23 protein-coding genes and 2 tRNA genes are annotated in these 23,883 nt (G+C 59.6%); 15 read left to right on the top strand and 10 right to left on the bottom strand.

Going from position 1 to position 23,883, the window contains the following annotated elements; all coding sequences use genetic code 11:
- Positions 1–134 precede the first annotated feature (134 nt).
- The gene (locus tag QZ571_RS03390; RefSeq protein ID WP_295531760.1) at positions 135–287 is read left to right on the top strand and encodes a hypothetical protein; all 153 of its coding nucleotides are present in this window, start codon (positions 135–137) and stop codon (positions 285–287) included.
- 26 nt (positions 288–313) lie between these two features.
- Entirely contained in the window at positions 314–628 is a 315-nt protein-coding gene (locus tag QZ571_RS03385; RefSeq protein ID WP_295531757.1) for a hypothetical protein, read from the top strand.
- A gap of 57 nt (positions 629–685) precedes the next feature.
- Here QZ571_RS03385 and QZ571_RS03380 read toward each other — a convergent pair.
- The 6 genes from QZ571_RS03380 to QZ571_RS03355 all read right to left on the bottom strand — a co-directional run bounded on the left by QZ571_RS03380 (position 686) and on the right by QZ571_RS03355 (position 5,709).
- Positions 686–760, bottom strand: a tRNA-Gly gene (locus QZ571_RS03380).
- A 20-nt stretch (positions 761–780) separates the two neighbouring features.
- Positions 781–855, bottom strand: a tRNA-Gly gene (locus tag QZ571_RS03375).
- 137 nt (positions 856–992) lie between these two features.
- A complete protein-coding gene (locus tag QZ571_RS03370; protein ID WP_295531754.1) occupies positions 993–1,754 on the bottom strand; it encodes an ABC transporter permease in 762 nt (253 codons plus the stop codon).
- A complete protein-coding gene (locus QZ571_RS03365) occupies positions 1,754–2,542 on the bottom strand; it encodes an ABC transporter ATP-binding protein (protein WP_295531751.1) in 789 nt (262 codons plus the stop codon). Before QZ571_RS03365 ends, QZ571_RS03370 begins: the two co-directional genes overlap by 1 nt.
- 62 nt (positions 2,543–2,604) lie before the next feature.
- The gene (locus tag QZ571_RS03360; RefSeq protein WP_295531747.1) at positions 2,605–3,618 is read right to left on the bottom strand and encodes an ABC transporter substrate-binding protein; all 1,014 of its coding nucleotides are present in this window, start codon (positions 3,616–3,618) and stop codon (positions 2,605–2,607) included.
- Between the two features lie 180 nt (positions 3,619–3,798).
- Positions 3,799–5,709, bottom strand: a complete 1,911-nt coding sequence (locus QZ571_RS03355) for a 5'-nucleotidase C-terminal domain-containing protein (RefSeq protein WP_295531744.1) — start codon at positions 5,707–5,709, stop codon at positions 3,799–3,801.
- Between the two features lie 217 nt (positions 5,710–5,926).
- On the opposite strand from QZ571_RS03355, the gene nudC reads away from it, so the two are divergent.
- Positions 5,927–6,940, top strand: a complete 1,014-nt coding sequence (gene nudC / locus QZ571_RS03350; RefSeq protein WP_295531742.1) for an NAD(+) diphosphatase — start codon at positions 5,927–5,929, stop codon at positions 6,938–6,940.
- Positions 6,941–6,986: 46 nt separating this feature from the next.
- Positions 6,987–7,460 (top strand): SRPBCC family protein, encoded by a 474-nt coding sequence (locus tag QZ571_RS03345; protein WP_295531739.1) that lies wholly within the window; start codon positions 6,987–6,989, stop codon positions 7,458–7,460.
- A gap of 11 nt (positions 7,461–7,471) precedes the next feature.
- Here QZ571_RS03345 and QZ571_RS03340 read toward each other — a convergent pair whose 3' ends face one another.
- Entirely contained in the window at positions 7,472–8,341 is an 870-nt protein-coding gene (locus tag QZ571_RS03340; RefSeq protein ID WP_295531737.1) for a prephenate dehydratase, read from the bottom strand.
- 288 nt (positions 8,342–8,629) lie between these two features.
- Here QZ571_RS03340 and QZ571_RS03335 point away from each other — a divergent pair, with 288 nt between their 5' ends.
- From QZ571_RS03335 to QZ571_RS03310, 6 genes are all read left to right on the top strand, one after another.
- Positions 8,630–9,184, top strand: a complete 555-nt coding sequence (locus QZ571_RS03335) for a cytochrome c family protein (protein ID WP_295531734.1) — start codon at positions 8,630–8,632, stop codon at positions 9,182–9,184.
- 167 nt (positions 9,185–9,351) lie between these two features.
- Entirely contained in the window at positions 9,352–11,301 is a 1,950-nt protein-coding gene (locus QZ571_RS03330; protein ID WP_295531730.1) for an extracellular solute-binding protein, read from the top strand.
- A 32-nt stretch (positions 11,302–11,333) separates the two neighbouring features.
- Positions 11,334–12,491: a microcin C ABC transporter permease YejB gene (locus QZ571_RS03325; RefSeq protein ID WP_295531727.1), complete on the top strand. Its 1,158-nt coding sequence runs from the start codon at positions 11,334–11,336 to the stop codon at positions 12,489–12,491.
- Positions 12,491–13,600 carry an ABC transporter permease gene (locus QZ571_RS03320; RefSeq protein ID WP_295531848.1) on the top strand — a complete coding sequence of 370 codons (1,110 nt, stop codon included), beginning with the start codon at positions 12,491–12,493 and terminating at the stop codon, positions 13,598–13,600. The genes QZ571_RS03325 and QZ571_RS03320 overlap by 1 nt, the downstream gene beginning before the upstream one ends.
- The gene (locus tag QZ571_RS03315) at positions 13,597–15,201 is read left to right on the top strand and encodes an ABC transporter ATP-binding protein (protein WP_295531724.1); all 1,605 of its coding nucleotides are present in this window, start codon (positions 13,597–13,599) and stop codon (positions 15,199–15,201) included. The genes QZ571_RS03320 and QZ571_RS03315 overlap by 4 nt, the downstream gene beginning before the upstream one ends.
- Positions 15,202–15,203: 2 nt before the next feature.
- Positions 15,204–16,430, top strand: a complete 1,227-nt coding sequence (locus tag QZ571_RS03310; protein WP_295531721.1) for a glycosyltransferase — start codon at positions 15,204–15,206, stop codon at positions 16,428–16,430.
- Positions 16,431–16,485: 55 nt separating this feature from the next.
- Here QZ571_RS03310 and hemN read toward each other — a convergent pair whose 3' ends face one another.
- A complete protein-coding gene (hemN, locus tag QZ571_RS03305; protein ID WP_295531718.1) occupies positions 16,486–17,841 on the bottom strand; it encodes an oxygen-independent coproporphyrinogen III oxidase in 1,356 nt (451 codons plus the stop codon).
- 62 nt (positions 17,842–17,903) lie between these two features.
- On the opposite strand from hemN, the gene fnrL reads away from it, so the two are divergent.
- A complete protein-coding gene (gene fnrL / locus QZ571_RS03300) occupies positions 17,904–18,650 on the top strand; it encodes a transcriptional regulator FnrL (protein WP_295531714.1) in 747 nt (248 codons plus the stop codon).
- A gap of 52 nt (positions 18,651–18,702) precedes the next feature.
- Here the strand turns inward: fnrL and QZ571_RS03295 are convergent, their stop codons facing one another.
- Entirely contained in the window at positions 18,703–19,059 is a 357-nt protein-coding gene (locus QZ571_RS03295; RefSeq protein ID WP_295531711.1) for a DUF1428 domain-containing protein, read from the bottom strand.
- A gap of 112 nt (positions 19,060–19,171) precedes the next feature.
- Entirely contained in the window at positions 19,172–20,011 is an 840-nt protein-coding gene (locus tag QZ571_RS03290; protein ID WP_295531708.1) for a universal stress protein, read from the bottom strand.
- 258 nt (positions 20,012–20,269) lie between these two features.
- Here QZ571_RS03290 and ccoN point away from each other — a divergent pair, with 258 nt between their 5' ends.
- From ccoN to ccoP, 4 genes are read left to right on the top strand one after another with little or no spacing between them, the layout of a single operon-like run.
- The gene (gene ccoN, locus QZ571_RS03285; protein ID WP_295531705.1) at positions 20,270–21,871 is read left to right on the top strand and encodes a cytochrome-c oxidase, cbb3-type subunit I; all 1,602 of its coding nucleotides are present in this window, start codon (positions 20,270–20,272) and stop codon (positions 21,869–21,871) included.
- Positions 21,872–21,883: 12 nt separating this feature from the next.
- Positions 21,884–22,612, top strand: coding sequence for a cytochrome-c oxidase, cbb3-type subunit II (gene ccoO / locus QZ571_RS03280; RefSeq protein ID WP_295531702.1), 729 nt, complete (start codon positions 21,884–21,886; stop codon positions 22,610–22,612).
- 12 nt (positions 22,613–22,624) lie between these two features.
- A complete protein-coding gene (locus QZ571_RS03275; protein ID WP_295531699.1) occupies positions 22,625–22,825 on the top strand; it encodes a cbb3-type cytochrome c oxidase subunit 3 in 201 nt (66 codons plus the stop codon).
- Positions 22,826–22,857: 32 nt separating this feature from the next.
- Positions 22,858–23,739 carry a cytochrome-c oxidase, cbb3-type subunit III gene (gene ccoP, locus QZ571_RS03270; RefSeq protein WP_295531696.1) on the top strand — a complete coding sequence of 294 codons (882 nt, stop codon included), beginning with the start codon at positions 22,858–22,860 and terminating at the stop codon, positions 23,737–23,739.
- The last annotated feature ends 144 nt before the right edge of the window (positions 23,740–23,883 follow it).

Here is a 23,883-nt window from a genome sequence, read left to right as displayed (position 1 = left end):
GTCTGCCTTATAGGCCGGTGCAAAGAGGTTGTTAAGCGTTTGTCCTTTAAGTTCCGTCTCGCGCTGTTTTCTTTAGGCGGTTTTGAACGGAACCTGCTCTTTTCTAATGCATATATCTGAACGCGGAACCGACGATGAAGGTTTTGATTGTAGAAGAGGCCGGGCCGGACATTTTGGTCGTGCATCAAAATCGGTATCTTCAGGGTTGCGATGTCGTTTCGGTCGACACCGTGCCCTGTGCAAGGAAAGAAGTGCGGGTGAACACGCTCGATCTGCTGATTGCATAGCTCTTTCCCAATGCTCACGCGGCGAAGTGGAAAGTGCGCTTTCGACGGCGCTGAGTGCGCAGTTTTGCACCCCGGATCTGGTGACGAGTTTGCTCTCAGAGAGCGAATTGTTTTCGCAAGGTGAGCTGTTTTCGATGCTCTCTTCGCTGCGCTGCGTTTTGCGCCGCCCGGTTAAGGTCGATAATCTGGCCGAGATCGCGACGTATTTCTTGGACAAAGGCCCGGTCGATTGCGCACCAAGCTCGGGCGCTCCTGATATTTGTGCCCAGTACCTGCTCAGTCCGCAGTGCAGCCGCTCGTCGCTTGAGCAGTTGGCGCAGCCATCTCGTGTAACTGGCTGATGCCCTGTCGCAGCGTTTGAAATGACAAAGACCTCCCCGAAGGGAGGTCTTTTGTTTTGGAGCGGGCGAGGCGATTCGAACGCCCGACCCTAACCTTGGCAAGGTTATGCTCTACCCCTGAGCTACGCCCGCATCCTTGGGTATGTCTGAACTGGAGCGGGCGAGGCGATTCGAACGCCCGACCCTAACCTTGGCAAGGTTATGCTCTACCCCTGAGCTACGCCCGCATACCGGTTCAGTGGTCGCGGATTTAGGGGATCGCGCGCGCCGCCGCAAGAGGAAATTCATCGCGGATGACAATTTTCGGATTTTCCGCGGGCGAGCAGGGCGTGAATGGTGCGGATTCTCCAGCGCACCGTTTTCCTTAGCTTGCGGGGCGCTCGGCCCAGCCGGCAAAAACCTTCTCCAGCGCCACGACCGCGTAATACAAAACGATCCCAAGGAAGGCGAGCGCGATGAGCACCGCAAACATCAGCGGGTAATCGCCATTGGTCGCGCCAGATTGAAACAGCGACCCCAGCCCCTTGCCATGGGGCGAGATGATTTCCACCAGATTGGTGCCGATGAAGGCCAGCGTGACCGAGACTTTCAGCGCGCCGAAAAACTCGGGTAGGGTCTTGGGCAGGGCGATCTTGCGGAAAATCGTCAGCTTTGACGCCCCAAGCGCGCCCAGAATGTCGCGGTATTCCGGTTCTAACGTGGACAGGCCGATCCCGACCGACACCGCGATTGGGAAGAACGAAATCAGGAACGCCATCAGAACGGTGTTGAAATCATGCGCCCCGATGAACAGCAGCGACAGCACAGGCACCAGCGTGGCCTTGGGGATTGCGTTGAAGCCGACCAGCAGCGGATACAGTGCGTCACGCGCGGTCTTGGAAAACCCCATGACCATACCCAGAAACGTGCCAAACACCACCGCAAGCGCCAGCCCTGCCACCGTGCGCCACAGCGTCTGCCAGCTGTCGATCAGGAACAGTTTCCAGTATTTCTCATAGGCGGCGGGCAGATCGGACGGCGAGGCCATGACGTAATTGGGCCAGTTGTTGATCCAGACGATGAATTCCCACAGCGCCAGGAAGGCCACGACAGACAGCAGCGGCGTTGCGATTTTCTTCCAATCCATCAATGCACCCCCTCGTCGCGCCCTTGGGCGATGCGAATTTGATCGCGCAGAAGATGCAGCATATCCACGGCCTTGGGTTCATACAGAATGTCGATGCTGCGGTCGCCGGGCAGATCGACATCGAGCACATATTGCGTGCGCGCCGGACGGCCTGACAGCACGACCACCTGATCGCCCAGAAACACGCTTTCGCGCAGGTCATGGGTGATCAGAACGGCGGTAAAGGGTTCGGCGGCACGCAGGTCGCGCATCGTCTGCCACAGGTCTTCGCGCGTGAAATTGTCAAGCGCGCCAAAGGGTTCGTCCATGATCAGCACTTGGGGCTTATGCACGATCGAGCGGCACAGGCTGGCGCGCTGGCGCATCCCGCCCGACAATTCCGACGGGCGCTTATTCTCGAATCCCTTCAGGCCCACCATCTCCAGCAGATGCTCGGCGCGCGCGACCTTATCGGCGCGCGCCATACTCGGCGCGACGATTTCCAGCGGCAACATCACGTTTTCCAGAATGCTGCGCCATTCCAGCAGGACCGGGTTTTGAAAGGCCATGCCGACGGTCTTGCGCGGGCTCGTGACCTTTTCGCCATGCAAGAACACCTCGCCCCGATCGGGTTTCATCAACCCTGCCACCAGCCGTGTCAGCGTGGATTTTCCGCATCCCGAGGGGCCGACGACGGCGCAGAACTCGCCCTCGGGCACTGACAGATTAAGCCCGTCCAGCACCGGAAGGGGGCCGTGTTTCGTCTGATAGGCGTGCGTAACGCCGCGAATGTCGATGAGCGTGTCCATGAACCTGCCAAACAAAAAAGTGGGGACGAACGACGGGAGGAGCCGCCCGCCCCCGGGGAGGATCAGTCGATTTTCAGGCTGCCATCGGTGGGCAGATAGCTGCTGTCGAAATACACGCGCGCATCAGGGGTATGCGTGAATTCATAGACCAGTTTGGTTTGTTCGATCGCGGCGTCCATGCGGGCAGGATCGATGCTGCCGATCCCGTGTTCCTTGACGAAATCGGTCAAAACATTGGCGTCGATCGCCATTTGCAGACGCTCGGTTTCCAGCGCCTTATCGGCAGCGGGGTTGCGTTTAATCAGCGCGTCAACCGCCGTGCCCGGATCGGCAATCGCGGCCTTCCAGCCCTCGGCGGTGGCCTTGATGAAACCGGTGATCTCGTCGGGATGGGCCTTGGCGTAATCGGTATTCACAATGATCGCATTGCCATACAGCGCCACGCCATAATCGGCCATCAGCAGCACCGATTGCTGATCGAGCGGCACGCCAAGACGTTTGAGGTTGAGCGTCGAGGAGAACGAGAAGCCGGTCACCGCATCGACCTTGCCCTCGGCAAGCATCGGCTCGCGCACCGGAAAGCCCACCGGCTCGACCTTGATCTTGGTGATGTCCAGACCGGTCTCTTTGGCGAAGATCGGGAACTGCGCCCATGCGCCATCTGGGGGCGGCGCGCCCAGAATTTTACCTTCCAGATCCTTGGGCGCGTTGATACCTAGATCCTTGCGCCCGACTACCGCGAAGGGTGGCTTGTCATAGACCATCATCACCGCCGTGACCGGCGCGCCGGGGTTTTGGTCGAGGAATTTCATCAATGAGTTGATATCGGCAAATCCCACCGGATAAGCGCCGGTGGCGACTTTCGGGATCGCATCGAGCGACCCTTTGCCCTCGGAAATCTCGACATCCAGCCCCGCTGCCCCATACAGCCCGTCATCAATGGCCAAGAAATAGGGTGCAGACGGCCCCTCGAATTTCCAGTCCAGTGCAAAAGGTATCTTGGTTTCGCCTTGCGCAAGCGCTGCGCTGAAAGTGAATGCGAGCGTGGCGATTACGGCAGATTTGGGGTGAAACATTGCAATCCTCATAGTCAATATCGTGGTCAAAACAGGCCATTCAAACTGATCCTGCGCACAATGGGGCTTGGCGAAAGCGAATTGGGGGCGGGTTCCTGCGCCGCCATGTCGATCACGGCGATCTGATGGAATTGTGGGCGATATGATGTGCGGTTGCTCGTTTTTGATGCACAGAAGGGTTCATAGGGCGAGTTTGATCTGCAAAAAGCCGTCATCGTCTAATCCCATCGGGGCTACATCCAGCCCGGTGGCCGTGAGTTGGGCGAGGTGGTTGATCGCGTCAGGTGCGGTGCGGAAGATCACGCTGGTGCCCGCCATCGGGGCAAATCTCCAATTCCGTTGGGCTGCGATCTGCAGTGGCTTTGAGCCGCGAACTTTTTGGAGCAGCAAATCGCGGATTTTGATGGGCTGGTTGGACAGCGAAACCTGGCGTCCGCAGATGCCAAAACGTCCGCCTTGCGTAAGGCGGTAGCAGTTGGTCAACACAAGGAAGCGTTGCGCATCCGCGACGGGGTGGCCCTGATAGCACAGCGCGCGGATGCGTCCCGGGCCGGTGTGGCGCTCAACCCCCTCAAGATCATAGCGCGAGGGGCGGCTGATATCGATTTGATAGCTTACGCCGGAAATGACATCGAAATTGTAGCTGGGACAGCCTTGGTTGCGCAGCCAATGCCCCTGTGTTCCCGCCGGGATCTGGTGGAAAATACGACAGGCTTGTTCGAGCCATTTGCGCAGATCTGCCCCGGTAATTTCAACCGCAGCCAGCGTGTTGTTGAACAGGTAGAGGTCGTCAATATGATTGATTCGCAGCGGTCCCGGCGCAATCGAGACATAGTTGCTTGGCCCGTGCCGCCCCCCCGCCTTGAACGAGGAGGTGGCGCATAAAAGCGGCAGTTCGCCCTCGGGGGTGCCGGCCAGAACCCGACGGGCGAAATCGGTTTTGATCTGCGCAAAAAGCGTGAGGATCGGGTCTGGTCCCAGCAGCGCGAAATAGCTGTGCAAGGGCGTTTCCAGCGTGCCGATTTCACGCCGAATATGGGCCAGCGTACTGCGATGGGCATGTTTGCTTGCGGCGATGACGGCGGGGGCCTCAATGGCGCGGGGTTTGCGCAATTCGGCTATGTGGCGCGCGATACGCCAAGGGCCGTCCGCCTCTTTTTGTAGGGTCAGGTCAAGCACGCCCAGATGGCTGCCGTATGACCCGGAATTGAGCGCTGGTTTGCCGTGCAGTGTCGCTTGGATCGGGTCCACACCCTCGATCGCAGGCCATTCTGGACCGGGAAAGGTTAGGTGGTCATGCCCGGCCAAAATCACGTCGATCCCGTCAACTGCCGCAAGCGCGAGGGCGCAATTTTTGGCCCCCCCCTCAAGCGGTCCGTCCAGGTTTGGCGGCGCGATCCCGGTATGGGCCAGCGCGATCACCAGATCAGGCTTGGCCGCTTTGATCACGCGCATCTGCGCGCGCGCCGCTGTCAGGCTGTCGCCAAAGAAAAACCCGTCGACTCCCTCGCCTTGCACGAGTGAATCGGGCTGCTTGGGCAGGAAGCCAATGACTGCGATGCGCAAAGACTGGCGCGCCCCGGTGCTATCGCACATCTCGCGTTTCAGCATTACCCAAGGCGGCAGCGACAGCGCGGGATGGGCGCTTTGGGCGTCCGGCGACAGGATGAGATTGGCGCTGACGATCGGGAAATGCGCGGCCAGAAGCGCGTGATTGAGTTGATCCAGACCGAAATCGAATTCGTGATTGCCCAGCGTTCCCGCATCATAGCCCACCGCATTCATTGCCGCGACCATCGGGTTGACACGTTGGCGGTTGGGGCCGGGGGATTCCCCCCAAAGCTGGGTCAGCGGGGTGCCTTGCAGAAAATCGCCAATGTCGAAAAGCAGACAATTTGGTATTTGGCGGCGCGCCTTCGCGATCTCATTGGCAAGCGCGGCAAGCCCCGCACCATGGTTGGTTTTATCGGTGAAATAGTCATAGGCGCGCACATGACCATGAAGATCCGTTGTCTTAAGTACACGGATCGTGAGCGTCACCGTCTTCGCACAGGTCTCAACCTGCGGCGCCTCAAATGGCAACCCTTCCATCTCTATCCCCTCACCGTATTTGCACGGCTTCTTGCGAGCGCTCGTTAGTCGAGCTAGCTTCGCCTTCGATTCTACAACCTATGGTAGAAAGCATATTCGAGCTAGAGGTAAAATTGTTTGTGCTATTTTTGCGCAGGGCTCTGGGTCGCAACACGCCCCCGTGACTGGTCAAGCCTACGTCAATATGGGAAGAATCCGCGCAAAAGGAGCCCGCGCCATGCCCAACGACTACGTTCCCATGCCAGATTGGCGTGATGATCTGCCTGCCTTCAGTGGCGCCAATGGGCTGGACCGCGATGACCAGTTGCGCCGCGATCCTCAAGGCTTGAAACACTTGCGCGCGCAGCCTGACACCCGCGTCTTGCCAATCTGGCGAGGCAGGGTGTTGCTGAGCCCCGAAGGGTTGGGCCTGCTGTCCCCCGATCACGCGCTTTTCGCCACCCTCGCGGGCCCCGAGATTTATCTGGGCAGGCTTTCGGATGGCGTTTTGGGCGCAAGCGAGGCGGCGGGGGCTTTTTTTGCGCGCGATGTCTCTGCGTATGAGCCACAGGAATCGTTGCCCGAGGGCGGCGTGTCTTTCGACGCCACCGAGCTGGGCCACCCGAGCCTGCCAGACAGCCATCAGTTCGCCGAGTTGCGCGGCGCAATGGCGCGCCTTGGCCCGCTTGAGGCGGAATTGGCAGCCACCGCGCGCGCGATGTTTGAATGGCACCGCTCGCACCGGTTTTGTGCCGTTTGCGGCGCGCCAAGCGATCTGAAGGATGCGGGCTGGCAGCGTCGTTGTGCCACCTGTGGGGCCTCGCATTTTCCGCGCACGGATCCGGCTGTCATCATGATGATAACAAAGGGAAACCGCCTGTTGCTGGGGCGGTCTCCGGGTTGGCCTGAGGGGATGTATTCCACGCTTGCAGGGTTCATGGAGCCCGGTGAAACGGTTGAAAAAGCGGTGCGCCGCGAGGTGGCCGAGGAAACCGGCGTGCAGGTCGGTGCGGTGCGCTTTATCGCCTCGCAGCCCTGGCCATTTCCGTCCTCACTGATGCTGGGCTGTCACGGCGAGGCGCTGAGCGAGGAGATCACCGTCGATCCCACCGAAATCGAGGATGCGATGTGGATCACCCGCGAGCGGCTGTTGGATGTGGTGGCAGGGCGTGACGCGGTAATTTCTCCGCCACGCGTTGGCGCGATTGCGGGCTGGATGATGCGTCAGTGGCTTGCGGATCGTTTGCTTTAAGGCCAGTTTGCGCGCCGAGCGTCGGCACGAAGTGAGGATAAACGGTATGAAATTTTCCACCCGCAAGGATATCGCGGCCCCGGCCGAGTTTATTTTCGACCGGTTGGCAGATTTCAGTTCGTTCGAGCGTGTCGCGCTGCGCCGTGGGATCACACTCAAGCGCCTTGATACGCTGGCGATCCCGGGGGCGGGCATGTCGTGGGAGATCGGCTTTCGCTTTCGTGGGCGCGAGCGCCAGATGATCACCGATCTGGCCACCTTTGAGCGCCCCGAGGCACTGGTTTACCTTGGCACGTCAACGAGTTTTGAGGCCCGTCTTGAGATGTTGGTCACCGAGCTGTCCAAGACGCGCACACGGATGCAAACCGCGTTGGAGGTCAGGCCGCGCACCTTGGGCGCGCGTCTGATGGTGCAATCTGCCAAGCTTGGCAAAGGCAATCTGGACCGGCGTTTCGACGAGCGCGTGGGCCATTTCGCCCAAGACTTAGAACGGCAAGCTGAAAAAACCGCCCGCGCCTAGTACGACCGTCCTCAGCGCTTGCGACGCGGATCGGCCGGGTAGACGCCCAAGATTTCGAGATAATCGGTGAAATAATCCAGCTCTTCGAGCGCGCGCGCAAGGGCGGGATCATCGGGATGGCCCTCGACATCGGCATAGAACTGGGTGGCCGTGAAATTGCCGCCCACCATGTAGCTTTCGAGCTTGGTCATGTTCACGCCATTGGTCGCAAACCCGCCCATCGCCTTATAAAGCGCGGCAGGAATGTTGCGCACGCGAAACACGAAAGTGGTCATCATCAGCTCGCCGCGCCGGGTCTGATCGGCGGTCTTGCCCATGATCAAAAAGCGCGTGGTGTTATGGGCGTTATCCTCGATGTGGCGGGCCAGAATATTTAAGCCATAGGTCTCGGCTGCCATATCCGATGCCAGAACCCCGATGGTGCGGGTCTGTGCCTGCGCTAGTTCCGCAGCCGCCCCCGCGCTATCGGCCGCCGGTTCGCCGCGAATGTTGTAGCGCGCCAGAAAACTTGCCGCCTGCGGAATCAAGACCAGATGCGCGCGCACTTTTTCCAGCTCTTCGATCTGCACGCCGGGCAGGGCCATCAGGCTGATATGGACGCGCACAAAGGCCTCATCCACGATGCGCAAACCGCTTTCGGGCAGCAGGCGGTGAATATCGGCGACTCGCCCGTAGGTGGTATTTTCCACCGGCAGCATCGCCAGATCCGCCGCGCCTCGTTTGACGGTGTCGATCACGTCCTCAAAGCTGCGGCAAGGCACGGCCTCAAGATCGGGGCGGGCGTCGCGGCAGGCTTGATGCGAATAGGCCCCCAACTCCCCCTGAAAGGCGATGCGCCCATGTGGCGGGACGCGCGATTTGCTGCTTTGGTTGTCTGACATCACGCAATTCCTTCGCTTCGGGTCCTTCGCTTCGGGTCCTTCACAGCGGGCGCTTTCGCCTTGGCCCCTTGTGCCCAAACTGGTCCAAACTGTGCCTAGCCCGGCTTGCCCACAAAGAAAAGAGGGCTTGGCCGAGCCAGCCCGGGCCCTTTGGTGCAAACAGGTTGGCGCAGTCAAAGCAGGGCCGACGCAATGAAAATCCGATCACGGCAAGTAAAGTTCGCTTGATTTTCCACGCCCCAACCGGGTAGATGCAAGAGACAAAGACGACATATCCAGGGACGGAAAATGTTCAATACGATGACCCTCACCAAGCTTGCTGGCGCGCTATTGGGCGCTTTGCTGTTTTTTCTCTTGATGGCTTGGGCGTCGAGCGCTCTCTATCATGTCGGCGAGTCCGAAGACCACTCGGGTGGTGAACACGAGGCGGCAGCGGCGGGCACCATGATGTCCGCGGCGCCCGGCGATTTGCTGGCAACCGAGGGTGACGCGGCTGCCGAGACAGAGACCAAAGCTGAAGAAACCATCGTTCTGGGCGATGGCGATGCTGGCAAGGGCGCGAAGGTCTTTGGCAAGTGCAAGGCCTGCCACAGCGTCGAAGGCAAGAACGGCGTTGGTCCGCATCTGGATGGCGTGATCAATCGCGCAGTTGGCTCTGTGGCCGATTTCAACTATTCCGATGCGATGAAATCGCATGGCGGCGAGTGGACGCTTGAGGCGATCAATGCTTATCTGGCCAACCCCAAAGAATATGTTCCCGGCAACAAGATGTCCTTTGCGGGCCTCAAAAAGGCCGAAGACCGCAATGATGTGATCGCCTATCTGCAAGAACATACCCAATAAGGCGCGTTTTTTGCGATCTGTTATCAGGGCCGTTCCCGCCGGGAGCGGCCCTTTCACATTCGCGCGCGCCGCCTTACAGTTTCGTAACTTGCCCACCGGGGTGTTGGACCGCTAGCGTGATCAAAAGGCGGCCCCTGAGATGTGCGATAACAAGGTGGGAGTGTAGAGTGAAAGCGCGTGTAGCGGTGAGAACGAATGAGAGAACGCAGCAAGACCGGATTGCAGGCAGTGCGCTGGCGCTGATCGCGGGGGCTTTGATCTGGGTCGGGCTGGCATTTGGCGCACATGCGCAGGACACCGCCACACAAGACACCGCGACGACCACGACACCTGCGGATGCGTCTGGGGATGTGGTCACCACTTATGGCATCGCCACGCTGGGATCGCTGAAATACCCCGCCGATTTTGCCAATCTCGATTACGTCAACCCGGACGCGCCCAAGGGCGGAGAAATCTCGGAATGGGCGCCCGGCGGCTTTGACAATTATAACCCCTATTCAATTCAGGGTCGCGCGGCCGCTTTGGCCTCGGCGCCGCTGGAATCGCTGATGGAGGGCACGGCCGATACGGTGGGCGAGCTATACTGTCTGCTATGCAAAAGCCTGCAATACCCCGCCAGCAAGGATTGGGTGATCTTCACCCTACGCGACGGGATCAAATTCTCGGATGGCTCGCCTCTGACCGCCGACGATGTGGTATTTTCCTATGAACAGTTGCGCGACAAGGGGCTCAGCTCGTTTCGCGCGGTGATCGCTCAGCAGGTCAAATCCGCCGAGGTGATCGACCCCAGCCATATCAAGTTCACTTTCATGCCCGATTATCCGCGCCGCGATATCATTCAGGCCGTTGGCGGGTTGCCGGTATTCTCCAAGGCGCAGTTCGAGAAAGATAAGATCGACCTGTCGCAGACCTCGGATGTGCCCTTCATCGGCTCGGGGCCCTATATGTTTGACGCCGCCAAGGACAACCGCACGGTGTCTTGGAAACGCAACCCGGACTATTGGGGGGCAAATTTGCCAATCAACAAAGGGCGGGCCAATTTCGACCGTATTCGGATCGAATATTACGGCGATTACCAATCGGCGTTTGAGGGCTTCAAGGGCGGCACCTACACGTTTCGCAACGAGGCCAGCTCCAGCATCTGGGCTAATGGCTACACCTTCCCGGCGGTGGAAAAGGGCGAGGTCGTGAAGGCCGAACTGCCCGATGGCAATATCGCCTCGGGGCAGGCGTTCGTGATCAACCTGCGGCGGCCAAAATTCGACGATATCCGGGTGCGCGAGGCGCTGGGGCTGATGTTCAATTTCGAATGGTCCAACGAGACGCTGTTTTACGGGCTATATGACCGGGTCGAAAGCATCTGGGAAAATTCCGATTTGCAGGCGCAGGGCAAGCCTTCGGCTGCGGAGCTGAAACTCCTTACACCTTTGGCGGGCGATCTGCCTGCGGGGATATTGACCGATGATGCGGTCGTGCAACCCCTTTCCGGCAAGCGCCAGTTGGACCGCAAGAACATGCGCAAAGCGGCCAAACTGCTGGAGGATGCAGGCTGGATCGTGGGCAGCGATGGGATCCGTCGCAACGCCAAGGGCGAGACATTGAGTGTTGCGATCCTCAATGACAGTCAGACTTTTGACCGCGTCATCACGCCTTATGTGCAAAATCTGCGCGCACTGGGGATCGATGCCAAGATGGAGCGCGTGGATGACAGCGAATTCACCAATCGCGAGCGCAGCCATGATTTCGATATGATTACTGCTCATCTGGGTCAGGACTACATTCCCGGATCGAATCTGCAGCAGTATTTTGGTTCGAAAAGCACCGATGATGTGTTCAACAAGATGGGGCTGCAAAACCCGGCCATCGACGCGCTGATCAAGCTGGTCGAGCAGGCCAAAACCCATGATGAACTGGAGCCGCGCGTGCATGCGCTGGACCGCGCCCTGCGCAGCCTTCGGTTCTGGGTGCCGCAATGGTATAAACCCAGCCACACGGTCGCCTATTACGACATGTATGAACACCCCGCCGCCCTTCCGCCCTATTCTCTGGGAGAGCTGGATTTCTGGTGGTATGACGCCGAAAAGGCCAAGAAACTGAAAGCGAGCGGCGCTCTTTAAGGCCGCGCGCACCAACGAGCAGAGGGCCGAAAATGGGTGCCTATATCTTGCGGCGATTGCTGATGGTGATCCCCACGCTGTTGGGGATCATGATCATCAACTTTACGCTGACGCAATTCGTCCCCGGCGGACCGATCGAACAGGTCATTGCCCGCGTGCAGGGCGATGCGGATTCGATGCGCAACATCTCGGGCGGGGGCGACGCGGGCAGTCAGGGCCAAGGCGGCGTCGAGGATAGCGGCTATCAGGGCGCGCGCGGCATCTCGCCCGAATTGCTCAGCCAGCTTGAGGTGCAGATGGGCTATGCGCGCATCACTTGCGATGCGGGCTTTACCGGCACGCCGGACCTGAAAAACCCCGCTTGCCACAAGGAAAAAATTCCCGGCTGGGAGCGGTTTTTCATCATGATGAAAAGCTATGCCACCTTCGATTTCGGCAAGAGCTTTTTTCGCAATGAAAGCGTGATCAATCTGGTGCTGGATAAGATGCCGGTCTCGATCACGCTGGGGTTGTGGTCGACGCTGCTGGCCTATCTCATCTCGATCCCGCTGGGCATTCGCAAGGCGGTGCGCGATGGCACGAAATTCGATACCTGGACCAGCGGCGCGATCATCGTCGGTTACGCCATTCCCGGCTTCTTGTTTGCGGTGATGTTGATGGTGTTGTTTGCGGGTGGGTCCTATTGGAAAATTTTCCCGCTGCGCGGCCTGACCTCGGATGATTTCGCCCAGCTCAGCCTTGTTGGCAAGGCGCTCGACTATCTCTGGCACATCGCGCTGCCCGTGACGGCGACGACGATTGCCAGCTTTGCCACGATGACCCTGCTGACGAAGAACTCCTTCCTCGAAGAGATCAACAAACAATATGTGATGACCGCGCGCGCGAAGGGGTTGAGCGAGAAGAAGGTGCTGTATGGCCATGTCTTCCGCAATGCGATGCTGATCGTGATCGCAGGCTTTCCCTCGCAATTCTTGGGCGTGTTCTTTGGCGCTTCGATCATCGTCGAGACGATCTTTTCGCTCGACGGGTTGGGCTTGCTGGGGTTCCAAGCGGCGGTTGAACGCGACTACCCGGTGATCTTCGGCACGCTCTATATGTTCGGGCTCATCAGCCTTGTGGTGAATATTCTGTCTGACCTGATGTATGTCTTTGTCGATCCGCGCATCGACTTTGAGAAGAGGGCCGGATGATGCGCCTAAGCCCGCTCAACGCCCGCCGCTGGCGCAATTTCAAGACCAATCGCCGCGCGCTCTGGTCGCTGATGATCTTTGGCGTGCTGTTCATCGGCGCGCTGCTGGCCGAATTTATCGCCAATGACAAACCCATCGTAGTGAACTATCGCGGGCATTACTATTTCCCGATCTACAAGTTCTATCCCGAGACCGCCTTTGGTGGCGATTTCCGCACGCAGGCGATCTATCGCGACCCGGCGGTGCAATGCCTGATCGTGACGGGCGGCAATGAGGCCTGTTTCGATGACGATCCGCAGGCGGTGATGGAGCAGGCCCAGGAAACCGGCGAGATCGATGGCGAAAAGATCGACAAAGGATGGATGATCTGGCCGGTGATCCCCTATAGCTACAACACGATCAACGATGTCGGCACAGCCCCCTCGGCGCCTGACGCGGCGCATTGGCTGGGCACCGATGACACCGCACGCGATGTGGTGGCACGGGTGATTTACGGGTTCCGCACCTCGGTGATGTTTGCGCTGATCGTGACGGGGATCGGCTCGCTTATCGGGATTTCGGCGGGTGCGGTGCAGGGCTATTTCGGCGGCAAGGTCGATTTGTTCTTCCAGCGCATCCTCGAAATCTGGTCCTCTACGCCCTCGCTTTACGTCATCATCATCCTGTTCGCGATTTTGGGGCGCAGTTTCTGGTTGCTGGTGTTTGTCTCGATCCTGTTTGGCTGGCCTGCGCTGGTGGGCGTGGTGCGCGCGGAATTCCTGCGCGCGCGCAATTTCGAATATGTCCGCGCCGCGCGCGCGCTGGGCGTGAGCGACCGGGTGATCATGTTCCGCCACATCCTGCCCAACGCGATGGTGGCGACGCTGACCATGCTACCCTTTGTCATCACGGGCGCGATCGGGGCGCTGGCCTCGCTCGATTACCTCGGCTACGGGCTGCCCTCATCGGCACCCTCGCTGGGCGAGCTGGCGCTGCAAGGCAAACAGCACCTGAACGCGCCCTGGCTGGCCTTTTCGGCGTTTTTCACCTTCGCGATCATGTTGTCGCTGCTGGTCTTTATCTTTGAGGGCATCCGCGACGCGTTCGACCCCAGAAAGGTGTTTCAATGAAACCGGTTCTTGAGGTCGAAAACCTGCGCGTGTCGTTTCGCTCGGAGGGGAAATATACCCAAGCGGTGAAGGGCGTCAGCTTTAGCGTCGGCAATGGCGAGACGGTCGCGCTTGTGGGCGAATCCGGCTCTGGAAAGTCGGTCACGGCGCTGTCGACTGTGGCGCTTTTGGGAGGCACGGCGCGGCTTGAGGGCTCGATCCGCTATGCCGGCCGCGAGATGATCGGTGCGTCGGAACGCGATCTGATGGCCACGCGCGGCAATGATATCAGCTTTATCTTTCAAGAGCCGATGACATCGCTTAATCCGCTGCACACGCTGGAAAAACAGATCAGCGAAAGCCTGTCGCTGCACCAAGGTCTGCGCGGGGCTGCGGCGCGCGCGCGTGTGATTGAACTGCTCGACAAGGTCGGCATCCCCGATCCTGCAAGCCGTCTGGACGATTACCCCCACCAGCTTTCGGGAGGGCAACGCCAGCGCGTGATGATCGCGATGGCGCTGGCCAATGGGCCTGAACTGCTGATCGCGGATGAGCCGACCACAGCACTTGATGTGACCATTCAGGCGCAGATCCTTGACCTGCTGGCCGATCTGAAACGCGACATGGGCATGAGCCTGTTGTTCATCAGTCATGATCTGGGCGTGGTGCGGCGCATCGCGGACCGGGTCTGCGTGATGCAAAACGGCGAGATCGTCGAGCAAGGCCCGACCGAAGAGATCTTCGCCAATCCGCGCCACCCCTATACCCGCAAACTGCTGGAGGCCGAACCCACGGGCCTCGCCGATCCGGTGCCGGAAAATTCCCCCGAAGTCGTGCGCACCGAGCATCTGAAAATCTGGTTTCCCATCCAACGCGGATTGCTGCGCAAGACGGTGGGCCATGTGCAGGCGGTCAATGACGCCTCGCTGTCTGTGCGCGCGGGCGAGACCTTGGGGATCGTGGGCGAAAGCGGCTCGGGCAAGACCACGCTGGCGCTTGCGATCATGCGGCTGATCGCCTCCGAGGGGCCGATCCTGTATGAAAACGAGGATATCTCGCGCTGGCAGGCGGGGCGGTTGCGTGCGCTGCGCCGGGACATGCAGATCGTGTTCCAAGACCCGTTCGGCAGCCTCAGTCCGCGCCTCACGGTGGAGCAGATCATCGCTGAGGGACTGACGGTGCATGGCGTCGAGAAGGGGCGCAATCGCCGCGATATGGTGGCCGAAATTATGGCTGAAACCGGGCTCGACCCCGCGATGATGGAGCGCTACCCGCATGAGTTTTCCGGCGGTCAGCGCCAGCGCATCGCGATTGCGCGCGCGATGATCTTGCGGCCCAAAGTGGTGGTGCTGGACGAGCCGACCTCGGCGCTGGATATGACGGTGCAGGTGCAGATCGTCGATCTGTTGCGTGATTTGCAGCGCCGTCACGGGCTGGCCTATCTGTTCATCAGCCACGATTTGCGCGTGGTGCGCGCGCTGAGCCACAAGATCATGGTGATGAAGCGCGGCGATGTCGTCGAGGCGGGGCTGGCGCGTGATGTCTTTGCTAACCCACAAACCGCCTATACCCGCCAGTTGATGGCCGCCGCTTTGGGCGAGACGGCGCTTGAAACGGCCTGAGCATGAAAATCCTGTTCGTTCATCAGAATTTCCCCGGCCAGTTCCCCCATCTCGCGCCTGCGCTGGTAGCGCGCGGCCATGAGGTGCTGGCGCTCACGGCTGAAACTAACACCCGCGCTTCGCCGGTGCGGGTGGTGAAATACCGCAAGCCCGACGAGGTGACGCTGTCATCTGGCCTGACGCGGCTTTATGCACAAAGCGCCGAACGGGGCGCGCGCGCCGCCCTTGCCGCGCGTCAGTTGCGTGACAAGAATGGCTATGCGCCCGATGTGATCGTTGGCCATTCCGGCTGGGGCGAAACCCTGTTCCTGCGCGAGGTCTGGCCGCAGGCGAAACTGCTAGTCTATGCCGAACTGATGTATCGCACGACGGGTCTGGATACCGATTTCGACCCGGAATTCGCCCGCCCCGGCCTTGAGGCGCGGGTCTCGACCGTGGCGCGTTCGGCGCATCTGGTGCAGTCGATGGTGCAGGCGGATGCGGGGCTGTCGCCCACGCAGTTTCAGGCCGACACTTTCCCGCCCGAGCTGCGTGCCAAGATCACCGTGTGCCATGATGGCGTTGATACCGACCGTCTTGCGCCGCGCGCCGATGCCCGTTTCACCGTTCCCGGAACCACGCGGGTTTTCCGTCCCGGCGATGAGGTGGTGACTTTCGTCAACCGCTCGCTAGAACCCTATCGTGGCTTTCACAGCTTTATGCGCGCATTGCCCGAAGTGCTGGCGGCGCGCCCCAAGGCCCATGTGCTGATCGTGGGCGAGGAGGGGCAAAGCTATGGCGCCCCGCCCAAGGACGCCGAAAGCTGGAAGCAGAAATTCCTGACCGAGGTCGGTGGCCAGCTTGATCTGGATCGCGTGCATTTTCTGGGCCGCATCCCTTACGCGGATTACGTTAACCTGCTGCATGTCAGCCGCGTGCATGCCTATCTGACCTACCCGTTTGTTCTTAGCTGGTCGCTGCTGGAATCGATGGCGGCGGGCTGTGCGGTGGTGGCTTCGGATACTGCGCCGGTGCGCGAGGTGATCCGCGATGGCGAGACCGGGCGGCTGGTCGAGTTCTTTGACATCGCAGGCTGGGCAGAGGCGTTGATCGAGGGGCTGAGCGAACCTGAAACCTATGCGCCGATGCGCGAGGCCGCGCGCCGCCATATCGTTGAGACCTATGATCTCAAAACGAAATGCCTGCCGCGGCTGATTGAGTTCGTCGAAGGCGCGCACCGCCGGGGGTAGGGGGAAAGGGTGCCCAGTGTCCCAGACGCCCGATCCTATCACCCAAAATCGCGCCTCAGATCGCCGAACTGTGGCTAGAGGCCGACATATCATAGACGTCGAAATGGCGCGCGATCATGCGCGTCAGCGGGCGGCCCTTGACGGGGATGCGCAGCCCCTCGGTCGTCATCTCGACCATATCGCCGAACTTATCGACACAGGTTGAAAACATCTGCGCCAACTCATGCGGCTTGGCACCAAAATCGCGCACCAGCTCATCCGTCTTGATCTCGAAATCCGACATCAGGGCTTCGATCATGCGACCGCGCAGCTTGTCTTCGGCGCTGAAGACATGGCCGCGCGCGGTGGAGAACTGCCCTTCGCGGATCGCGCCGGTATGTTTCGACGTGGCCGAGGCGTTTTGCGCATAGCCCTGCGGGAAACGCGAAATTGACGAGGCTCCAAGCCCGACCAGCGCTTCGGCAAGATCATCGGTATAGCCTTGGAAATTGCGCCGCAGCTTGCCGTTCTTTTGCGCGATCGATAAGCCATCCGTGGGCAGGGCGAAGTGATCAATGCCGATCTCGTCATAGCCATCGGCCACGAACAGATCGCGCGCCACTTCGAACAGTTTGAGCCGTTCTTGCGGGGTGGGCAGATGATCTGACGGAATCATCGTCTGACGCCGCGCCATCCACGGCACATGCGCATAACCATACAGCGCCACGCGATCGGGCCCAAGCGACAGCAACTGCTGCACCGAATTGGCGATCTTCGCGGGGGTCTGATGGGGCAGACCATACAGGATATCGGCATTCAGGCTGGCCACGCCGCGCTCGCGAATCATGTCCACGGCGGCCTTGGTTATCTCGTAGCTTTGCTCGCGTCCGATGATTTTCTGGATTTGCGGGTCGAAATCCTGCACCCCGATCGAGGCGCGGTTCATGCCCGCACCCACCAATGCGTCCATCCGGGGGGCGTCGATCTCATTGGGGTCAATCTCGACTGAGAACTCGGCGCCTTCGCCCATCGGCACCACGTCAAACACCGCATCGGCCAGCCGCTTCATCATATCGGCGGGCATCAAGGTCGGCGTTCCACCGCCCCAATGCAGGCGCGACAGCGTCACGCCCGGCGCTAGCCGGTCGCGCAGCATTTGCAATTCGGCCAGCAAAACCTCGGAATAGGCGCGCACCGACTCATCGCTTTGCGTGCCTTGCGTGCGGCAGGCGCAGAACCAGCACAACCTGCGGCAGAACGGCACATGTAGATAAAGCGAGATCGATCCACCCGCCGGAATCTGCTCGATCCAGCTAGAAAAAGTATCCGGCCCAACGCCGCCCGCGAAATGCGGTGCTGTAGGATAAGAGGTGTAGCGTGGCACTTTTGCATCGAAAAGGCCAAGCTTGGCGAGTTGCGATTCCTGTTTCATAGACGTATCTTTAGTTGTAAGATCGGCGTGAGAAATTGACACAGATCAAGACGAAACACCGCATGCCTCATGACGACGTTCATCCTGTTTCCCTGACTTGTGGGGATTGTCCGATCCGCCATCGGGCGGTCTGTGCGCGTTGTGATGTTGACGAGATCGAAGAGCTCGAGGATATCAAATATTATCGCAGCTTTGAGGCCGGTCAGACCGTGGTCTGGGCGGGCGACAAGATGGATTTCGTGGCTTCGGTTGTGTCGGGAATTGCGACGCTGACGCAGACGCTGGAAGATGGGCGCACGCAGATGGTGGGGCTGTTGCTCCCGTCTGATTTTGTCGGCCGTCCGGGGCGTTCGGGCGCGGCTTATAATGTCACCGCGACCACCAATATCTTGATGTGTTGCTTTCGCAAAAAGCCCTTCGAAGAGATGATGGAGCGCACGCCCCATATCGCGCAGAGGTTGTTGCAGATGACTCTGGACGAGTTGGATGCGGCGCGCGAATGGATGCTGCTTTTGGGCCGCAAGACGGCGCGCGAAAAGATCGCCTCGCTGCTTTCAATCGTGGCGCGGCGCGATGCGCCGATCAATCATGCCGCGCAGACCAGTGAGGTCACCTTCGATCTGCCGCTTACCCGCGAGGCGATGGCCGATTATCTCGGGCTCACGCTTGAAACGGTCAGTCGCCAGATTTCGGCGCTTAAACGCGACGGGGTGATCGTGCTGGAAGGCAAGCGCCATGTCAGCGTGCCCGATATGGACCGGCTGCTGATGGAAGCGGGCGATGACAGCGACGGCGGCTTTCTGATCTGAGGGGCGTTTCGGCCCCGGGGTATCACCTTCGACAGGGTTGAGGGTTTCGCGCCTAGCGCTGTGCGCTGAAGATCGGCTCGAATCCGCCCCACATCATCCGCATGCCGTCAAAGGGCATCTCGCCCATTGCCTGCCAGCGCGGATCGCTTTCCATCGAGGCGAAACAGCGATCCGCCGAGGAGCGGTTGGGCCAGCGAATCCACGAGACGACGACCTTTTCACCGGCTTCACGCTTTACGGCCATCGGAAACGAGGTCACCTTGCCGTCGGGGACGTTGTCTTCCCAGCACTCGGTCATTTCGATTGCGCCGAAATCAACGAACAAACCCCAGCTCTTGCGGGCCATCTCGATATAGCGCGCCTTGTTTTGTTCGGGCACCGCCGTCATGAATGCGGTCACATAGCTCATCGCAGCCTCCCTGTTTACTAAGGTAATCGTCGCATGGGGCGGGGCGTGCAGGCAATGAAAAAGGGCGCCCGAGAGAGCGCCCTTCTGTCCGATTGCAGCGTTTGGCTAAGGCTCAATGCGCCATGATCACCGGCACATCGGCCATTTCCAGCATATGCCGGGTGGCACCGCCCAAAATTGCCTCGCGGAAGCGCGAATGGCCGTAAGCCCCCATCACCAGCGCGTCGGCATTGCTGTCGCGGATATGCCGGTTAAGCACGTCTGACACCCGCGGCATCGTTTTGGATAGCACCGAGACCTCAGTATTGACGCCATGACGCGCCAGCATCTGGCTGAGTTGGCCGCCGGGATCAGAGCGTTCGGGGCCATGCGTGGGCGGGTCGATCACGGTGATATCCACCAGATCGGCCGATTTCAGCACCGGCAGAGCGGCGCGCACGGCGCGCATTGCTTCGTGCGACTGGTTCCACGCGATGACCACGCGTTTGGCGGGGATGTCGCCTTTATAGCTGTCGGGCACGATTGCGACGGGCACCTGACCTTCGAACAGGGCAGCTTCAATCGCGGCTTCCAGATCGGTGCCGCGCCCGTCCCCATAAGGGCGGCCCATCACGACCAGATCGGCAAACCGCGCGCGCTGTCCGACAACGGTGGCCATAGCGCCAATCTGCGAGACGACGGTATCGGCGCCCCAGCGAATATCTTCGCTACGCAGGCGGGCACGCACGGCCTCATTGGCAAGGCGCGCCTCATCCTGAGCGCGATCAATGGTCTCTTGTTGCACAAATGCCGTCGCACCAGCGTAGTAATACCCGGTTTGGGTACGATCAATTCCCATGCACAGCACATCAAGGTGCGCATCGCGTCGCCGCGCCACCGCAATCGCCGTATCAAGCTGGGACGCATCGACCTTAGGGTTGGTCACGATTGTCAGTATGGTTTTGTAGGACATTAGGCTCACTCCGCGCTCTCGGATTTCCAGTTAAGCCAGATTAACCCGATCATGTCGACGCGGCTTTGATCCGGATCAAGGCCCGTGGCGTCAAAATCACAAACCTGCGACCAAATCGCGCAACCCCCTCGCGATCATTTGATGCAGATCAAGGCATCGTGCATACCCTGAGACCACAACGGCTAAAGTCACTCCTTGGGGGATTCTCGTATTGCGGGCTTCGCTTCGGGGGACAGACACGACGAAGGGACGCACAAAATGTGGGATTATATCAAGCTGATTGCGCTTGGCCTGGTAGCGGTACTGGCCGCTATTGCGGCTGGCAACGCGCGCGATCTTGCCTATCAGGTCAACGCGGTCGAGATCATGCTGGCAGCAGCAATCGCGTTTATCTGGGTGCTTCGCACCATGGGGAGCCATCAACCGGCCTCTCAGAATGAATATTTTGACGGTGTGGTTCGCGCCGGGGTTATCGCCACCACTTTTTGGGGTGTGGTCGGTTTCCTCGTGGCCGTCATCATTGCATTTCAGCTGGCTTATCCGTCGCTGAATTTCGAATGGGCGCAGGGCTATCTGAACTTTGGCAAGTTGCGGCCGTTGCACACCTCTGCGGTGATTTTCGCCTTTGGCGGCAACGCTTTGATCGCGTCGAGCTTTTATGTGGTGCAGCGCACCTCGGCGGCGCGTCTTTGGGGCGGCGGCCTTGGCTGGTTCGTGTTCTGGGGCTACAACCTGTTCATCGTGCTGGCCGCGTCCGGCTACATCCTGGGCGCGACGCAGTCCAAGGAATATGCCGAGCCGGAATGGCATGTCGATATCTGGCTGACCGTTGTCTGGGTGGCCTATTTGCTGGTCTTCCTCGGCACCATCTTCAAGCGCAAAGAACCCCATATCTACGTTGCCAACTGGTTCTACCTGTCCTTCATCGTGACGATTGCGATGCTTCACCTCGTGAACAACCTCGCCATCCCGGTGTCGTTCTTCGGCTCCAAGTCGGTGCAGGTGTTCTCGGGCGTGCAGGACGCGATGACGCAGTGGTGGTACGGCCACAATGCAGTGGGCTTCTTCTTGACGGCGGGTTTCCTGGGGATGATGTATTACTTCGTGCCCAAGCAAGCCGAGCGCCCGGTTTATTCGTATAAACTGTCGATCGTGCACTTCTGGGCGCTGATCTTCCTGTATATCTGGGCCGGTCCGCACCACTTGCACTATACCGCGCTGCCCGACTGGGCTGGCACGTTGGGCATGACCTTTTCGATCATCCTGTGGATGCCGTCCTGGGGTGGCATGATCAACGGCCTGATGACGCTTTCGGGCGCATGGGACAAGCTGCGCACCGATCCGATCATCCGTATGATGGTGGTGTCGGTCGGCTTTTACGGCATGTCCACCTTCGAAGGCCCGATGATGTCGATCAAGGCGGTGAACTCGCTGTCGCACTACACGGATTGGACGATCGGTCACGTGCACTCGGGTGCGCTGGGCTGGAACGGCATGATCACCTTCGGCACGCTCTACTTCCTTGTGCCGCGGCTGTGGGCCCGTGAAGGTCTGTATTCGTTGAAACTCGTGAGCTGGCACTTCTGGCTCGCTACGATCGGGATCGTTCTTTACGCCTCCTCGATGTGGGTTGCGGGGATCATGCAAGGTCTGATGTGGCGCGAAGTGGATAGCCAGGGCTTCCTTGTGAACGCCTTTGCGGACACCGTAGCCGCAATGCACCCGATGTTCGTGGTGCGGGGTCTGGGCGGGGTTCTTTACCTCGCTGGTGGGATGATCATGGCCTATAACTTGTGGATGACGGTCGCTCGTCAACCTCGCGTGGAAACACGTTCGGTTGCCGCCGTTCCGGCAGAATAAGGAGAGGACAGAATGGGACTTCTCGACAAACACTCCGTCCTTGAACGGAACGCGACACTGCTTCTGATCTTCGCCTTTCTCGTTGTCACCATCGGCGGCATCGTAGAGATCGCACCGCTTTTCTACCTCGAAAACGTTATCGAGGATGTTGAAGGGGTGCGGCCCTACACGCCGCTGGAGCTGACCGGGCGCGATGTCTATATCCGCGAAGGGTGCTATCTGTGCCACTCGCAGATGATCCGCCCGATGCGCGATGAGGTGGAACGCTATGGTCATTACTCGCTGGCAGCAGAGAGCAAATATGACCATCCGTTCCAGTGGGGCTCCAAGCGGACGGGGCCTGACCTCGCCCGTGTGGGTGGCCGCTACTCGGATGCGTGGCATGTGGATCACCTGACCAACCCGCAATCGGTTGTGCCAGAATCGGTGATGCCGAAATACGGCTTCCTTTCGAACCGGATGATCGACGGGCGCTATATCAGCGATCGTTTGTCCACCGATGCGATGGTGGGTGTGCCGTATAATTCGGACATGATCGAGAACGCCAAGGCCGACTTCATGGCGCAGGCGGATCCCGATGCCGACACCGATGGTCTGTTGGAGCGCTATCCCAACGCCGTCAATGTTCGCAACTTCGATGGGCGTCCCGGTCTTTCCGAGATGGACGCGCTGATCGCCTACTTGCAGGTGCTTGGCACGATGGTCGACTTCTCGACCTTCCAGCCCGTGGCTAGCCGGTAAGGGAGTATAAAAATGGACTATCATATCTTCAGGGAATTCGCGGACAGCTGGTTTCTGATCTTCTTGTTCGTGTTCTTCCTCGGGATTGTCGTCTGGGTCTTCCGGCCCGGGTCGCGCAAGACCTACGAGGATACGTCCGACATTCCCTTCCGGCATGAAGACAAACCCGCCAGTTCCTCCGCTCCCGGTGAAAACCGGGACCGGGGCGAATGACGGCGCCACGTTAGCTAAGGAGGCGTGGAATTATGAGCAAAAAACCGACGAAAAAACACGAGGTCGAGACCACTGGTCACCAGTGGGACGGCATTGAAGAGTATAACAACCCACTGCCGAAATGGTGGCTGTATACCTTCTATATCTGCATCATCTGGGGCATCGGCTATTCGATCGCGATGCCCGCTTGGCCGATCTTTAAATCGGGCGCGACGCCGGGTCTTCTCGGGTCATCGACCCGGGCAAATGTGCAGGCCGATATCGACAAGTTCGCCGCGATGAACAAGCCGGTGCAGGAAAAGCTGGTTGCCGTCAATCTTGACGAAATCGCCAGTGATCCCGAGCTGAAGAACTTCACCCAGAACGCGGGTGGGGCGATCTTCAGAACTTGGTGTGCCCAGTGCCATGGTGCGGGTGCGGGCGGTAATTCGCAGCTTGGCTATCCGAACCTTCTGGATAGCGACTGGCTGTGGGGCGGCACGATGGACGATATCCATTTCACCGTCACCCACGGCATTCGCAACGAAACGGACCCCACAGAAGAGGCCCGCTTTTCGCAGATGCCGGCGTTCGGCAAGGACGAGATCCTCAGCACAGAGGAAATCTCTCAGGTCGTGCAATATGTCCGCAAGATCTCGGGTCAGGACAACGACGCCACTCTGGCGGCCGCTGGTGAGACCGTGTTCGCAGACAACTGTTCGGCCTGTCATGCTGAAGATGGCACTGGCGATCAGGCACAGGGTGCGCCCAACCTGACAGATGCGATCTGGCTGTATGGCGGGGATGTGGACACGATCACCTATACCGTGGCCAACGCCCGCACGGGTGTGATGCCCAACTGGAACGAGCGTCTGTCCGAAGCTGACATTCGCGCCGTCACCGCTTATGTCCACGGCCTTGGCGGTGGTCAGTAACAGTGATCCCAAGGGGCTTTGGCCCCTCGGGTAGCACCGGCACCCCCGTCCTGTTCGCGCGTTTCCTGGGGGTGCCGGTGCCCTTGATCAAGAGGGCCCAGGCGCGGGTCCTCTTTTTTACGTTGCGGGGTTACCAAAGCGTAG

It is taken from the genome of uncultured Thioclava sp. (genome assembly GCF_913064665.1).
Classification (GTDB): domain Bacteria; phylum Pseudomonadota; class Alphaproteobacteria; order Rhodobacterales; family Rhodobacteraceae; genus Thioclava; species Thioclava arctica.
Note: the sequence above shows the minus strand (reverse complement) of the source record. Positions and strands in the feature narration are given on the sequence as shown.